General features: G+C 63.0%; 16 protein-coding genes and 1 tRNA gene. 7 read left to right on the top strand and 10 right to left on the bottom strand.

Annotated features, from left to right (window positions below):
* Window positions 1-27 precede the first annotated feature (27 nt).
* The 3 genes from HALNA_RS05145 to HALNA_RS05155 form a co-directional block, all read right to left on the bottom strand.
* Complete coding sequence (locus HALNA_RS05145) at window positions 28-363, bottom strand: DUF7344 domain-containing protein (RefSeq protein WP_049935320.1); 336 nt, start codon at window positions 361-363, stop codon at window positions 28-30.
* Window positions 364-855: 492 nt separating this feature from the next.
* Complete coding sequence (locus HALNA_RS05150) at window positions 856-1,131, bottom strand: hypothetical protein (RefSeq protein ID WP_049935321.1); 276 nt, start codon at window positions 1,129-1,131, stop codon at window positions 856-858.
* A gap of 2 nt (window positions 1,132-1,133) precedes the next feature.
* A complete protein-coding gene (locus tag HALNA_RS05155) occupies window positions 1,134-2,234 on the bottom strand; it encodes an SPFH domain-containing protein (protein ID WP_049935322.1) in 1,101 nt (366 codons plus the stop codon).
* Window positions 2,235-2,542: 308 nt separating this feature from the next.
* Between HALNA_RS05155 and HALNA_RS05160 the strand changes: the two genes are divergently transcribed.
* Complete coding sequence (locus HALNA_RS05160; RefSeq protein ID WP_049935324.1) at window positions 2,543-3,016, top strand: hypothetical protein; 474 nt, start codon at window positions 2,543-2,545, stop codon at window positions 3,014-3,016.
* Between the two features lie 242 nt (window positions 3,017-3,258).
* On the opposite strand, the gene HALNA_RS05165 is transcribed toward HALNA_RS05160, so the two are convergent.
* The 6 genes from HALNA_RS05165 to HALNA_RS05190 all read right to left on the bottom strand — a co-directional run bounded on the left by HALNA_RS05165 (window position 3,259) and on the right by HALNA_RS05190 (window position 9,575).
* Entirely contained in the window at window positions 3,259-3,699 is a 441-nt protein-coding gene (locus tag HALNA_RS05165) for a hypothetical protein (protein ID WP_049935325.1), read from the bottom strand.
* A 39-nt stretch (window positions 3,700-3,738) separates the two neighbouring features.
* Entirely contained in the window at window positions 3,739-4,509 is a 771-nt protein-coding gene (locus tag HALNA_RS05170) for a hypothetical protein (protein ID WP_049935326.1), read from the bottom strand.
* Window positions 4,510-4,565: 56 nt separating this feature from the next.
* Window positions 4,566-7,268: an alkaline phosphatase PhoX gene (locus tag HALNA_RS05175; RefSeq protein WP_049935327.1), complete on the bottom strand. Its 2,703-nt coding sequence runs from the start codon at window positions 7,266-7,268 to the stop codon at window positions 4,566-4,568.
* Window positions 7,269-7,500: 232 nt separating this feature from the next.
* A complete protein-coding gene (locus HALNA_RS05180) occupies window positions 7,501-7,956 on the bottom strand; it encodes an arsenate reductase/protein-tyrosine-phosphatase family protein (protein WP_049935328.1) in 456 nt (151 codons plus the stop codon).
* 61 nt (window positions 7,957-8,017) lie between these two features.
* The gene (arsB, locus tag HALNA_RS05185) at window positions 8,018-9,181 is read right to left on the bottom strand and encodes an ACR3 family arsenite efflux transporter (protein ID WP_049935329.1); all 1,164 of its coding nucleotides are present in this window, start codon (window positions 9,179-9,181) and stop codon (window positions 8,018-8,020) included.
* Window positions 9,174-9,575, bottom strand: coding sequence for an ArsR/SmtB family transcription factor (locus HALNA_RS05190; RefSeq protein ID WP_049935330.1), 402 nt, complete (start codon window positions 9,573-9,575; stop codon window positions 9,174-9,176). The genes arsB and HALNA_RS05190 overlap by 8 nt, the downstream gene beginning before the upstream one ends.
* Before the next feature lie 362 nt (window positions 9,576-9,937).
* Here HALNA_RS05190 and ubaA point away from each other — a divergent pair, with 362 nt between their 5' ends.
* Together ubaA and HALNA_RS05200 are read left to right on the top strand one after the other, a co-directional pair.
* Window positions 9,938-10,750: an SAMP-activating enzyme E1 gene (ubaA, locus tag HALNA_RS05195; protein ID WP_049935331.1), complete on the top strand. Its 813-nt coding sequence runs from the start codon at window positions 9,938-9,940 to the stop codon at window positions 10,748-10,750.
* Between the two features lie 41 nt (window positions 10,751-10,791).
* Window positions 10,792-10,864 (top strand) — tRNA-Pro (locus HALNA_RS05200).
* Between the two features lie 112 nt (window positions 10,865-10,976).
* Here the strand turns inward: HALNA_RS05200 and HALNA_RS19820 are convergent.
* On the bottom strand, window positions 10,977-11,303 hold the full coding sequence (locus HALNA_RS19820; protein WP_157573450.1) for a hypothetical protein: 327 nt from the start codon (window positions 11,301-11,303) through the stop codon (window positions 10,977-10,979).
* Between the two features lie 29 nt (window positions 11,304-11,332).
* Here HALNA_RS19820 and HALNA_RS05205 point away from each other — a divergent pair, with 29 nt between their 5' ends.
* From HALNA_RS05205 to HALNA_RS05215, 4 genes are all read left to right on the top strand, one after another.
* Complete coding sequence (locus HALNA_RS05205; RefSeq protein ID WP_049935333.1) at window positions 11,333-11,593, top strand: hypothetical protein; 261 nt, start codon at window positions 11,333-11,335, stop codon at window positions 11,591-11,593.
* A 339-nt stretch (window positions 11,594-11,932) separates the two neighbouring features.
* Window positions 11,933-12,373 (top strand): hypothetical protein, encoded by a 441-nt coding sequence (locus HALNA_RS05210; RefSeq protein ID WP_049935334.1) that lies wholly within the window; start codon window positions 11,933-11,935, stop codon window positions 12,371-12,373.
* The gene (locus HALNA_RS19825; protein WP_157573451.1) at window positions 12,370-12,627 is read left to right on the top strand and encodes a hypothetical protein; all 258 of its coding nucleotides are present in this window, start codon (window positions 12,370-12,372) and stop codon (window positions 12,625-12,627) included. The genes HALNA_RS05210 and HALNA_RS19825 overlap by 4 nt, the downstream gene beginning before the upstream one ends.
* Window positions 12,624-14,315, top strand: coding sequence for a DUF7845 domain-containing protein (locus HALNA_RS05215; protein ID WP_049935335.1), 1,692 nt, complete (start codon window positions 12,624-12,626; stop codon window positions 14,313-14,315). The genes HALNA_RS19825 and HALNA_RS05215 overlap by 4 nt, the downstream gene beginning before the upstream one ends.
* The last annotated feature ends 315 nt before the right edge of the window (window positions 14,316-14,630 follow it).

Below are 14,630 nucleotides of genomic sequence, written 5' to 3' on the forward strand. Positions count from 1 at the left end.
GGTTCCCCAACCACCGGAGACACCAGATCAGGGATTCGGCGGCGACACTTCTTCAGGGAGCGAGTCGAGCACCGCCTCGACCTGTTCGTCGGGATGGTACCGGACGGCACCAGTCGTGTGCTCGAAGTCGACGACACCGTGGTCTGCTAACTGCGGCAGGTGGGTGTGGTGGAGTTGGATGGCGAGTGCTTCCCGGTCCTGCAGCGGGCCGTCTTTGGCGTCGGGGGATCGCCCGTGCATCCGATCGACGAGATCGTCGACCGTCGTGGCCCCGTTAGCCTCGTGGCGCAAGTGGTGGATGATCAGACGTCGGTGCCGGTCGGCGACCAGGCGAAGACACGCGTCGAGACCGTGATTCGTCATTGTGCGCCACTCTCTACCGAAATTCATCAATTGTATCTATTTTCACACTTGAGAGAATTTTGATTATATGAGTCACACTCGATGAGCGTCCCGGTCTGCAGTGGTACTACAGTAGTCGTTGTAGACTCTCGAAGCCCACGTCACCCGGCTAATCAAAAATCGACCGATTGTTAAAATCTCGTCAGTTGATGCCGTCGGAGAGCGTTGGTGCCGGTGCCCGCTCACCAGCGGAGGGATCATACATGACAACTACACATAACTCCGTCCCAGAAACAACGCTCTACGTGTGCCGTGATTGCGGAGACGGCATCGAAGATCCCAACACCAACAAATGTCCTCACTGTGGTGGATTGTTGATGAACAGTACTGTCCCACACGATTAGCAGCGCGATCCCACGACACGAAGAGGAGTTATTCCAGTGGAGCGCCAACCACGGGTACGTCCTGTTATTATCCGGCCCCAGTAAGACACCGTGAAACGCACGAACCTCGTCACGCGCTGGCGACGGAGTCGCTCATGAACGCGAACGCTATCCCCTTCGCCGTCTCCAAGTCGGCGGCGGTCCCGAGGTCACCGTCCCGCCCCGAGCGATGTACTATGTATTCCCAGACGTTGTCCCCATCGATGACCTCGTTGATGTACACTGCGCTTCTGGTGTCTTCCTGTCGATAGAGGACCGTCGTGTAGTCCCGGCCCATGAGTTCGTCGTGTGTCGTCCGCTCGGTCTCCAATACCCAGCCCGTTGGTGGATTTCGTTCGGAAGTCATCGTCAGTCGTTCGTCTCCTCCTCCACGTGGCCGGCACTCGCGGCGTTCGAAGCCCCGTCCTTGACCGCCTTGGCCTGTTGTTCTAGCTCTTCGACGTCCATCTCCGCGGCCCGGTCGATTTCGCCGAGTATCTCTTTGATGTCGTCGAGTCCGACGAGTTCCCGCGTCTCGGCGTCGAACTGGAGGCTGTCCAGTTGCTGACCGTCGGCCTCCACGTCGCTCCCCGTGAGGTGCTTGCCGTACCGGCCGACGAGCGAGGTGAGTTCCTGCGGGATGACGAACGTCGTCGATTCGCCCTGTCCGATCGCTTCGAGCGTGTCCATCCCCTTGTCGATGATCGCACGTTCCCCCATCGACTCCGCGGACTTCGCGCGCAGTACCGTCGAGATGGCGTCACCCTGCGCTTCGAGAATCTGGCTCTGTTTTTCGCCTTGCGCTCGAATGATGTTCGACTGCTTGTCCCCTTCGGCCTTCTCGACGGCACTCCGGCGTTCGCCCTGTGCTTCGAGGATCGTCGCCCGGCGTCTCCGCTCCGCACCGGTTTGCTGTTCCATCGCGTTCTGCACCTCCGGACTGGGATTGACCTCTCGGACCTCGACCGACTCGACGCGAACTCCCCATTCGTCGGTGGGTTCGTCCAGTTCCTTCCGGATGCGGGCGTTGATTTCCTGGCGCTTGTTCAGCGTCTCGTCGAGTTCCATGTCGCCGATGACTGCCCGGAGCGTGGTCTGGGCGAGGTTCGAGACCGCCGTCTTGTAGTCTTCGACCTCCAGAAACGCCTTTTTGGCATCCATCACGCGGAGATAGACGACGGCGTCCGCCGTCACGGGGGAGTTGTCCCGCGTGATAGCCTCCTGTCGGGGCACGTCCATCGTCTGTGTACGCATGTCGAACGGGTACGTGCGCGAGACGAAGGGCGGAACGAAGTTGATGCCCGGCTCGATCAAGCCGCGATACTCGCCGAAGACGGTGAGTGCCTCCTTGTCGTAGGCGTCGACGATCCGCACCATCTGCCAGACCGTTACGATTGCCAGCACCAGTACGAACAGGCCAACTATCGTTACCTCGAAAGTCGAAACCTGCAGCAGGACCGGGTCGTACATGTGTTGCGTATTCGCTCCGTGACTGCATCAAGCGACGATATTTTCACATTCTACAGATTTTTTATTATTAGAGTGACAGTATGCCGTTGTAGAATCGCGTTCGACGGTGTAGAAGTCAAAACGGCACGTGGTCGAGAGCTATGACCGCGTTTGGAACTGTTCGCACACCCGGTCGCGTGTTGTCTTGCGATCGGGTGTGCAATGACTTACAAAGGTTACTATAGTCCAGGAAGCCAACACGAGCGCAGAAGTCGGAGGCACTAAGAATCGTTACCGGCCTTTATTATATTGTCGGTTTAACATGTGGTATGGCACTCGACGTAGCGGTTCCGGACCCGCCAGACCTCTCGAACCGAGGGAAGCCACGCGAGTTCGAGTTGCAAGACGAGACGCTCGGCTCGGAGGACTTCTACCGGGAAGATATCGAAGACCTGCTCCAGGAGGGAGCGTGGAAGGAGGGATTCAACGAGTGGGCCGAGTACACGGACCTCGACGAAGCGCAGGTTCGAATCGTCAGCGACCTCGGCCTGTTCCAAGCGTTCGACTTCTACTGGGACCCCACCGACGACCGGCTCCGCTTCGACGTCCCGACGATACCGGACGACTGGCGGGAGCGAGACGCGACCGAGTCGCTCGATTCGAGCACGGTTTCGATGATCGACGCCGCGTTACAGGATCTCGGCCGAGCCGTCCACGAGACACTGGAGGACTACCTCGAGCGGAACGAGGAAGCCTCCGATTTTGGCTGGGGGAAAGAGACGTACGGCAGACGAGGCGAGTGACCCTCGTGTGAGTACTCGGATGGCTGCGTACCGTGGTGGGGCGTCGGCGTACGTCGTTCGAGGCGTCGTCGTAGCGGCGTGTTCCCGTTGCAGTATCTCCTCCCGAGCCACCGGCCGTAGCGCTGGTCCCGTTTGTCACTGTCGGGATGCTTCTTCGACTGCGTCGGTCTTTCCCGTGAGCAACGGGTGTTCGCCGCGAGACGGAGGTCCGGTCGCAATCACTGGAGCCCGGTGCGGTGGGACTACGCGCGCTCGATATCCCGTTCGACGATTCGTTCGCGAATCGACTCGGCGCGCTCCTCGAGTCGCTTGACGTACCGTCGGACTTTGTCCGGCTGTCGGCCGCTGAACGAGGCGACCCAGTGGATGTCCGTCGACGGCCACGTGAGGAAGTACGCCACGAGCGTGTCGCGGCCGGCCTGGACGATTTCGGGGGGGACTCCCCGCTCGCCGACGTCACGCTCGTCGAAGCCGTTGACGTCGAAGTAGACGTCGGCGTACAGTTCCGCCGCGTCGGGGTCGGCGAACTCCTTGCCCTCGTGGTTCGGGGCCTCGAATCGGTAGACCGTCTCCTCGTCGGTCGTCCGCTCGACGATACGCACGTCGAGGACGTAGTCGCGGTGAATGGTTTCCGTCTCGTCGGCGGGCGGTTCGTCGTGTCGCTGGTCCGTGGATCGTGACATTGTGATCTATGATAGACGGTGGAAAGCCAGTGCAGTCGGTTACCTTCGCCGACGGAGGCCGATGCCGGCCAGTACGGCGATGGCGACGAGCGAGAGCACCGCCGGCAGCGATCCGGATCCGGAGGTCTCTTCATCGCCGGAGCCGGTGCCGGTCCCGGACCCACCGTCGGTGCCGGTTGTCCCTTCGCCGTCACTGGTGGACGACGTGCCGGCGGTTCCGCCGTCACTGCCAGCCTCGTTCCCGGACTGCCCCCCCGTTTTCGTCCCGCCGTCGCCGCCGGACACCGTTACGGTTCCGGACTGCGTGGCGGGGCTGAACGCACTCCCGTCGTCGGCGTCGAACTGCCGCGGGTCGACGGAGAGCGTAACCTCACCCGGCGTGGCGCCAGCAATCGTCACCGTCGCGAGGGTTACATCGGTCGCACCGGGCTTGATAGCGTCTTCCATATCGGCGGCTTCGAGCGTAGCGGCAGTGCCGTCGGCGCTGATCTCCGGTTCGCTCGTCAGCCCGAACCGGTCGGGGTAGCTTGCGGACTCGATCCGTGCCGTCTCGGCGCTCCCGACGGTCAGGTCGAAGTAGTACCCCGAGAGCCCGTTCGGGGCACTCGTGAGGACGATACCGACGGTCGTGGTGCCGTCGGGGGCCGTCGTGCCGTCGGTGACGACGACGGTCGGTTGCTCGTTCTGTGCCACAGCCGTCCCTGCCGCCGCCACCGCCCCGAGGAGGGCGAGCGCCACCAGTGCGACCGCAAGCGCCGCACTGCGGCGGGGACCGGCGAGTATCGAAATCGGACGTGTCTTTCGTGTCATTGGTATGGTGATATGGGGTGGTGGGATGGGGCCTCCGGCGGGGCCGGTCGATGCCCTTAGTTGACCTCTTCGTAGAGACTCACGATGTCGTCGAAGTCGAGCCCACCGTTCTCGTTGAAGTCGTACGCCGACTTGTTCATCGTCACGCTGTCGCTGTCGAAGTTGCTGAACAGGAGCTGGATGTCCTCGTAGTCGAGGCGGCCGTTGCCGTTCACGTCCTCGTAGAGGCCGTCACCGTCGGGATCGGTCGGGGCACTGGCGCCCGTGACCGTCGGCGGGCCGGTGACGAGCACGCCGGAGCGGGCCTCGGCGTCGATTGCTTTCCCGGACTCGTCGTCCATCTGGTTGACCGAGACGTTCAGGTCGGTCGTCCCCGTACTGTCGCCACGCAGGGTGAGCGAGGCGACCGTGACGTTGTGACCGCCGGCTTGGACGTTCCGGTCGGTGTCGGCAAAGCGCAGCATGGCGGTGGAGCCGTCGTCGCTGATCGAACTCTCGGTGAGGCCGAGCGCGTCGGGGAACTCGACGCCCGTGATCGTCGCCACCTCGGGGTTCGAGACGGTGATCGTCACCTGCGCACCGGAGAAGCCGGCCGGCAGGGACTTGGCGTACACGTTTGCGGTGCCGGTGGCACCGTAGCCGACGGCCTTCGACTCGACGTCGACCATGACGCTCGGCTGGTAGACGTACAGGCAGTCGTTGGGGTACGATCGGCCGAGCTGGTCGGCGTCCTCACAGCACAGCACGCGGCCGTCGTCCATCACGTGGACGTTGTCGACGTTCAGCAGGGCGTCGTCGGAGATGGCCGCCGAATCCGTGCTGTCGGGACCGACGATGGCGGGTTCGAGCCGCGAGATGTCGTAGTTCGGGCCGAGTTCGCCGCGGTAGACGAGGCCGCCGTCGACGCGGTCGAGCTGCACGTCGCTCACGTCGTCGGCAAGCGAGTCGTTGAACTCGGAGATGCCGAAGTAGACGAAGTCGCCGGGCTGGGCGTCGTCGATGCTGTCGATCCCCTCGGCCTTGTTGAAGTCGGCGGACGCGCCGATCTCCTTGGCAGCCGCGTTGGTTTCGAGGAAGGGCACCCGGCGGAGTTCCTCGTCGACGCCGTCGGGGCCGCGCTCCTCGTACTGCGTCGCCCAGTCGGCGATCTCCTGGTCCGTGATGTAGTTCTGGTTGCCGTTCGCGATGACCTCCTTGTCGGCCTCCTCGATGGCCGCGTCGAGGTCCTCCTCCCAGTCGGTGTCGGCGTGGGTCTCCAGGTAGTCGACCTGCGTGATGTCGTCGTACTCCGCGATCCAGGACTCGATCTCGGCGTTGGTTGCGTTGCCGAGCGGCAGCCATTCGAGTTCGAGGTTCGTGTTCGCGGGGGAGTTCCGCTGCCCGGCGTCGGCGGCGCTCGCCGCGTCGTTGGTTACCTTGGCCGCGTAGAGCGTTCCCGACACCTGCATCGGATCGTCGTACTCGTCGAGGGGCTGATCGGCGACGAACTTGTAGATCGCCTTGTTGTCGCCGTCGGAGAGCTCGTAGACGGTTTGGTTGTCGGGCTGGAAGCTCGGCATCTCCCAGGCCGCACGGCCCATGACGTAGTGTTTGACCGGCGTCGGCGTCTCGGCGGCCGGGTCACGGATCTCGAGTTGGTAGCCGTAGCGGTACCGGTTGGGGTAGCCCTCGCCGATCGGGTCGCGGGTGTTCGTCTCGTCGACCTCGACGGCCGTACCGTTGGCGCGGGCGTCGATCCCGCTCGGCGTATCGACGTCCCACGTCGACTGGCCCGGCCCCTCTTGATCGATCGCGTCCGCGCCGAGGTAGTACGCGGCCAGTTCGACGCCCGAGAGTGCGAAGGCACCCTGGGGGTACCAGGTGACGTACTCCTTGCTCGGGATCTCGGCCGGGTTCGGCCGGTTCCAGAAGTGTGCGGCGCCGCGCTTTCCCTCACCGGAGCCGGCTTCGAGGGTGCCGCTCACGGTGCTGGCGTAGCTCGTTCGGGGGTGTGCGTACTCCTCCTCGGAGGAGACGTACGTGCCGTACGGCGTGCGGTTCCCACCGCAGTTGATTCGCGTCCCACCGAGGCTCCGGAGCCCGTCGGTGTTAGCGAGGTTGATTGCGTCGTCGAGGTTCGACTCCCACTCGCCGTCGTCCGTTTTCGAGATAGGGATCCGGGTGACGTTGCCCGGGCTGGTTTCGAAGTTGGTGAAGAGGTAGCCCTCGGTCGCGTCCTCGTTCGTGGGGATGAACTGGTTGCAGTCCGGCGTGTAGCCGGGTTCGGTGTATCGGCTGCCGGCGTACCGGTCGATCGGGTTGCCGTCCGGCGTCTCGGGGACGCCGAGTTGCTCGCTCCCACCGTCGATCGGGTCCTCCTGTCTGGCCAGGAAGACGTACTCTCCGTTACCGACGCGGACGCGGCTCTGCTCGTCGGCCGTCGTCGGCACCGACAGCTCCGAGAAGTCGTCGTTGCTGCCGTCGAGCGTGAAGTTGAACCCGCTCACGTAGCCGATTCCGCCCCGAGACCAGTTCTCCGGGTTGTCGCGGCTCGGGTGCTGGTGACTGAACAGCAGCGTGTTGTCGTTCTCGAAGACGAACGGTCCGGTGACCTCCGCCCCCAGCGATGTCGACGCGAACCGCTTGAGCTCTCCCCTGACGCTCGGTGCGCCGACCGTGTCCGTCTCCTCTACGTCCGCGCTCGCCACGCCGGACATCCCGGCGCCGACTGCGGCGGCTACTGACGTTGCCATCAAACTTCGTCGAGTCAAATCGACCATGCAAGTGAGGCCTTCGAGTCGATTAATATGATATCTTATATGTTCTCTCAATAGGCGGGCGGAGGCCTGTCCGGAGCCACTCCGTGAACCGATACCACAATATCGGGAATGCGAATATATTGTTTACATATCTCTCGATACACCATGTGAATTATAATTTCGGGACGGAACTACGGTGTCCCGTCGCGAGTCGGCCGACTCGGCTCCCACGAAATGTCACTCGGCCGGTCGCCTACGACGGTGGATTCTCGGCGTCTTCGAGTTCCTCGAACAGGCTACTCACTCGACGCTCGATTTCGTCGCGGATTTCACGCACTCGATCCGGATCCCGACCGTCAGGGTCGTCGAGTGCCCACTCTCGGATATCGACGCCCTCGCCGACATCACCGACATCGAGCGTCGAACACCCCATCGTGGCGACGTAGTCACAGGACTGCAGTTCGTCCAGCGTGATCTCTCGTGGCGCCCGGTCGGAGAGATCGAACCCCGCTTCGTCCATCGTCTCGACGACCTCGTCGTGTACGTGGTCGGCTGGATGGGTCCCGCCGGTGAGGATTTCGATGCGGTCTTCGAGCCCACGTCGCTCCCGTTCGCGCTCCGCGAAGGCCGTCGACATCTGGGAGCGGCCGGCGTTCTGGACGCACATGAAGGCGATGCGAATCGGATCGGTGTCGGTGTGTTCAGTCATTGTAGCCGGTGTGTGTTGGTTCGTCGTTTCGCTTCGTAGCGATCATTGTAAGTCAGCACCATCAATCGTCCTCGGGAGTCGGATCCGATCCAGTCGGTGTGAGCTGTCCCGTCGTGGCACCACTCCAGTCGAACTTTCGCTGGAAGTAGAGCGCGACGTTGACCAACGCGAGCAACACCGGAACCTCGATGAGTGGGCCGACGACGGTGGTGAACGCGACGCCGGAGCCGACGCCGAACACCGCAACGGCGACCGCAATCGCGAGTTCGAAGTTGTTCGACGCCGCCGTGAAGCCGATGGCCGTCGTCGTCGAGTAGTCCGCGCCGATGCCCTTGCCCATCCCGAAGCTCACGAGGAACATCACGACGAAGTAGATAGTGAGGGGTACGGCGATCAGAAGCACGTCACCCGGCGACGCGACGATGTTCTCGCCCTGCGTGGCGAACATCACGACGACGGTAAAGAGGAGCGCGACGAGCGTGAGCGGGTCGATCTTCGGGACGAACTCCTCGTCGTACCACTGCTGGCCCTTCGTTCGGGTGCCGACGTACCGCGTGAGGAATCCGCCGACGAAGGGAATCCCGAGGAAGATCACAATCGCCTGAAACACCTGCATCGGCGTCACGTCGAACGTCTGGATGCCGGCGACGAGACTCTCCATGCCGAGCAGCGGCGGGAGAAAGAGTCCGAAAAACCAGACGTACACTCCGTAGGTGACGATCTGAAAGAGGCTGTTGAACGCGACCAAGCCGGTCACGTACTCCGTCGAGCCCTCCGCGAGTTCGTTCCAGACGAGGACCATCGCGATGCAGCGGGCCATCCCGATGAACACCAGCCCGAGGAAGAACTCGGGACGGGCGGGGAGACCGGGAACGAGCCCGCTGAAGAAGATCACGGCGAGTCCGAACATCAGCGTCGGGCCGATGAGCCAGTTCTGGACGAGGCTCAATCCGAGCACCCGCCAGTTGCTGAAGACGGCTCGGAGCTGCGAGTAGTCGGCCTTCGCCAGCGGCGGATACATCATCAGAACCAGTCCGATCTCGACGAGATGGAGGTTCTGGATCGGTTGCGTGACTGACGGGGCGACGAATCCCAGGCCGACGCCGATCGCCATCGCGCCGAAGATCCAGACGGTGAGGTACTTATCGAGGAAATCCATCGATCGCGGGTCCCCACAGCTCTCGCAGCTACAGTTCGGGCCGTGCTGGTGTTCGACGTTACTCATCGATGGTCACGCTCCCTTCGAGGACGGTGACGAGCGCGACGGCGCGGTTGGTCGCCCGGTACTTCTTCCAGCGGCCGTCCTTCCGTCCCTCGACGAGGCCAGCTTCGACGAGTTGCGAGAGGGCGTGACTGAGACCACTCTCGCTCACGTCGACGACGCCGTTCAGTTCACAGACACAGAGCTCTTCTTCCGCTGCGACGAGTACCCGAACGAGCGTGTAGCGTGTCTCGCTGGCGAGCGCCGAGAGGACTTCCAGTTCGGCGTCCACCTGGTCGGTTCCGAGTGCCGCTTCGAGCGTCCCGAGTTCGTCGAGACGCCGCTCGACGTCCTCGCTGCGACACTCCTCGAGTTCGTCCTCGAGGTAGCGTCGAAGCCGTTCCGTTGCTTGTGGCATGGAATACGATTGAATATCTACTCAATTAATTATTCCGGTGTATACACCAAATATCCAGATTGTCCGGTCTAGATGGGATATGTGCGATCATCTGGCTGTAGTTGATTCACTGTTCGAACAAGTAAAACGGAAACGGCGGTCGGGCGGACCCTCCCGAGCCACGGACAACGGCTACCGCGCGTCGTTTCGTCGGTCACTGCTCGTCCTCGACGCTCCGATGTTCGAGACCCGTTTTATTGGAGCGGTCAGTCTCAATTTCCACGAAGACCACATTTCGTATGGCGACAGACGATTCATCTGGTCGGGGGTCCTCGGCGCACGGACAACACGGATTTATCCACGTCCGTCACGGAACGTAGGCTATGAGTGACCTCTCGCTGGACGCTACGCAGCTGGATCGCTACTCCCGGCACATCATCATGGACGAGGTGGGGCCGGACGGGCAGAAGCGCCTGCTGGATTCGAGCGCGCTCGTCGTCGGTGCTGGTGGCCTCGGCGCGCCCGTCATCCAGTATCTCGCGGCCGCGGGCGTGGGAACCCTCGGCGTCGTCGACGACGACGTGGTCGAACGATCGAACCTCCAACGACAGGTGATCCACGGCGACGACGATGTCGGGCGGCCGAAAGTCGATAGCGCGAAGGACTTCGTCGCGTCTCTCAATCCCGATGTGGACGTGACGACCCACGAGATGCGACTCGACCGGGCGAACGCCGACATCCTCACCGACTACGACATCGTCGTCGACGCCTCCGACAACTTCCCGACGCGCTATCTCGTCAACGATGTCTGTCGACTCGAAGGGATTCCCGTCTCCCACGGCGCCATCTACAAGTTCGAGGGACAGGTGACGACGCTTCACCCGGACGGCCCCTGTTACCGGTGTCTGTTCCGCGAGGCACCCGAACCCGGCACCGTCCCTGACTGTGCGACGACGGGTGTCCTCGGCGTCCTCCCCGGTACCGTCGGCTGTATCCAGGCGACCGAGGCGGTGAAAGTCCTCCTCGGTGCCGGCGACCCCCTGATCGGCCGCCTGCTCTTCTACGACGCGATGGACATGAGCTTCGAGACGGTGCCCTACGCCGAGGACCCCGACTGCCCCGTCTGTGGCGACGACCCCATCGACTCCATCGACTCCATCGAGTACGTCGACGGGTGTGTTATCGGCGCGGACTGAACGAAATCCTTTAGCGCCCGCGCGGAGGAGTGTCGAAACGCGGGACCGTGGGTTAGCCTGGTATACTTCGGGCCTTGGGTGCCCGTGACCCCGGTTCGAATCCGGGCGGTCCCATAGCGTTTATAAGTAAAGCGGCCGGTTTTGCCGCTACTTTCCACCCGATCAGCCGGAGGTGGTCGGCGTGACTTCGCCGGGCGGATCGGACCCCCGACCTGTCTGTGATAGTTTACTTCGCTCCGACCGGACGGAGTGGCGAAACCCCGAGCCACTCACCGAGGGATTGGCCGCGTTCTATCGTCCCTGCTCCGATTGTTGGAGTGAGCAGCCCGAACTTGGGACGATAATTCTCCGCTCTACGAGCAACCGAGCGAGCGTCTATCACAAGCCCTCGGTTTCGACTCCAGAGGAGTCCGCCGATCACTGCCTCGCTACCGACGGCGGTGAGCTCCGTGATCTCACTCCTGCCGACGGGATAGAGCGCCACCTCTCCGAGATCCTCGAAAAGAGTGGCTCCCTTCCCGCGCGGTACCACGCGCGAGAGGCGCTCCAGCACCTCTCTATCCTCGAGGAGCGTGACGGATCATGAGCGCCGAGCCCACGGTCTCAGGCCACGTCCGAAAGCGGTGGCTGGATCGCTCCGACGCTCCCCACCTCGAGCCCGCCGTCCTCTGGAGCCGCGGAGAGCGCGTCCCTCCTGGAGAGTTTGGTGCCGACGAAGCTCGGTACATCCCAACCGCCGACGTGATCGTGATCCGCCGAGGCGCGTCTCTCGCTACCGCTCTCGAGGCGGACTGTTTCGAGCAGCGCGCGGCCGCGGCCGCTCAGGAGCGTGATCGTGCATGAGCCGGATGGAAACCGTTTGCATCGGGTGCCTCACTCCCGTCGTCCCGGCCGACGGCCCCGGCCCGGCCACCGACGGAGGCGCTATCTGTCCGAAGTGCGGCCCCCGAGAGAGCCACCAGCTCGTCCGCCGGCCCGTCACGGAGGGAGCATGACCGCGTGCGATTCGTGCGGTACCCGACTCCAGTCCGGGAACGTCCGCGTGTTCGTCCCCGCCTCGGGAGAGGTGGCTATCGCTCTCTGCTCCCGCTGCTCTACGCGGAAGCCGAGCAGTAAGCTCTACCGTCCGACTGGAGTCCCCGATCGCTCTCGGACTGATCTAACGGAGCGTGGTCGGTCATGATGGGCGGACGTACGTCCGACCGGGAGCGATTCCCCGAGATTGCCGAGGAGATCGGAGAGGATCCCGCTCGGTGGCTGGATTGTGATCTCCTCGAGAGCACGCCCGGCGATAAAAGCGAGAAGTGGCGACTCCAGCGCCGGATAGACGGGATCGCCAGCCTGGACGTTGCCCGGAAGTGGGCCGAGGTGGAGCGAGAGCTCGAGCGCGGTCCGAGAGATCCCGTCCTGGACATGATCCGGGAGCGCGTGGCCTATCTCAACCGTCACGGTACCCTGGAGGAGCTCCTCGAGGAGACCGACATAGAGGCTCGTCGAGAATCCACGCCGTCGACTAGCTCGGAGACCGTGTGGACGGATCGCCCCGACGGAGAGCGGAACGTGAATCGGGCGGATCCGAACCGCTACCGAGCGACCGCTACCGACGGAGGTGAGCAGGAGTGACCGATCTCCCATCCACCGCCTCGGAGCTGAAAGACGCCATTTGGAGCGGCCGGTGCTTCGTTGCCGAGGGGAGCCGCGTTCGGATCTACCTGGATTTTGTGGAGACCGTCGGCACCGTCCGGACCGATACCGGCCCGGAGGGAGAGGATCCCCACACCACGAGCGCCTCTCACGAGGATCTAAAACTCGCTCTCCGTCTCGGTCTCCAGGAGATCAGCCGAGACGAGATCCCGACGGGCGGTGATCAGGAGTGAGCGACTCCGAGGAGATCGCCGGCCAGCTGCTCCCGCAAACACATGAGGTGGAGGGAGAGCTGATCTATTCGGAGAACGGACTTGATCCCTACTGGCTCCTGATCTCGCTCCTCGTGAACAAGTACGACGGCCACGCCGAGGATATTCCAATGGAGATCGGAGACGAGAGCTGGACGGTTGAGCTCTATTACCAAGAGGGAGGGATCTCGGCCGCGCCTTTCGATGCGGTCGGTGGAGACACCCTTTACGAGCCGCGGATCGCTATCGAAGGCCCCGACCGGCGGAACATCAATTTCCACGTTCGGCCACGCTACGCCGGCATGAAAGCGGAGTCCTCTGGAGAGGTGATCGAAACCCCGTTCAATAACGAGAATCGCCCCGACGAAGGGTACTCCGTCCGGATCTCGGGATCGAACGTAGATGTTCGACGGTACCCCGATCTATTCTGTCGGTCCGTCCACGCGCTCGCGGCTGGCGAGAACGTCTCCCGTCGGTACTTCCGTGAGCTCAGTCCCATGAGCAACATCCACGCCGTTGAGCTCTACGTCCGTATTCGGAGAGAGCTGGCGGAGTCGTTGCTTCAGGAGGATGGACCGCTCCAGCGTATGAGCACGCTCCTCTCCACGAAGCTCGGAGCCGAAGGTGCCTACTATTTCAGCAACTCCGGCCCGAACCGTGACGTGCTCGGATACCGGCACCGGCTCCTCCTAAACAAGTCCGATGCTGACGAGCTGCTCAACCGCCACCGTCACGGAAAGCAAATCAAAATCTACCATCCCGATAAGGTGCGTGATCAGGAGGATGATCCGCTCTACCATCCGAAGCTCGGTATCCTCTACCATTTCTCGAAAGAGCACCTCGGGAACGAGGGGAACTCCGTTCCGTGGAGCCGCCTCGAGGAGCTGCTCCGGGAGCTCCGAGAGACGCTCATGAACATCGTTTCGTGGTCCGGTCTCACCACGAAGCCCGATCCCACCACGTACGTCTCGGACGATGCTTTCGAGCTCCGGGAAGCCGAGGATCCGGTCCAGCTCGTGAAAGATCCGCTCCCTCGGGTGGAAGCGGATCAGGAGAGTCTCCTCCTGAAAACTCTCGGTGATCTCACGCCCTCAGACGAGCAGCTCCTCCAGGTGGTAGCGGACGGCGGAGAGGTGAGCGTCCACGAAGCCGCCGAGGAGACCGACCGGAGCCTCTCCACGATCTACCGCGCCCTGGACCGCCTCGGAGATCTCCTCCGTAACGACTCCGGCACGCTCTCGTTCATATCGGAGAAAATCCGAGAGGATCTCTCCGGAGTCCTTCGGGAGACCGAGACCGCCCTGGAGTCCGGCGTGCGCCGTCTCTGTGAGCTCCTCGATCTCGATCCACGCCAGCTGGAGCAGAAGGGAAGCGCGTGGCAAAAGTGGCTCGCTCGGTGGGGAGCCGAGGCGGTGGAGCACGGTGATCAGTCCGAGCGGATGCTGATCAAAATCTCTACCATGATGGACCGGCTCCGTGCGACCGACCGGCCGCTCGTTGACGAGATCGTGGCCGAGGCGTACGAGGCGTGGTGTAACTCCGGCGGTCCTCGAGGAGACTGGTGGGATGCACAGGTGCAGTGGACGAACGGAGCGGATCAGACCCACACCGTCTCCGTCTCCGCGCTCCTGGAGCCCGACGGCTCTCCGGTTCGATCAGCTCCCGGCTGATCGCCCGACTGGTGAGAGGCTTCACTATCCGCCGCTCTTTTCTCCGGTAATCGTTTCCGCTTCCGTCGGTGTTCGCCGTGATCGTGGCCGCCGGTCTTAACCAACATCCGAGCGCCCCGACCGATAGAAGTTGGTTAAGATCGGGCCGCGTTTCCGCCGGATGGGAAGATCCCCTTAGGAAATGCGCCTAAGGGCGCAGGTGAAACAAAATACACCGCCCCGCTCCGCACAGCACACTCCAGTTGATCCACGCGAAACGGAGGTTGCTCAGGTGCGACGAGAAACAGCACCGGCCGCCAGCCCGATCAGCGCGAC

The organism is Haloplanus natans DSM 17983, from assembly GCF_000427685.1.
Lineage (GTDB): Archaea > Halobacteriota > Halobacteria > Halobacteriales > Haloferacaceae > Haloplanus > Haloplanus natans.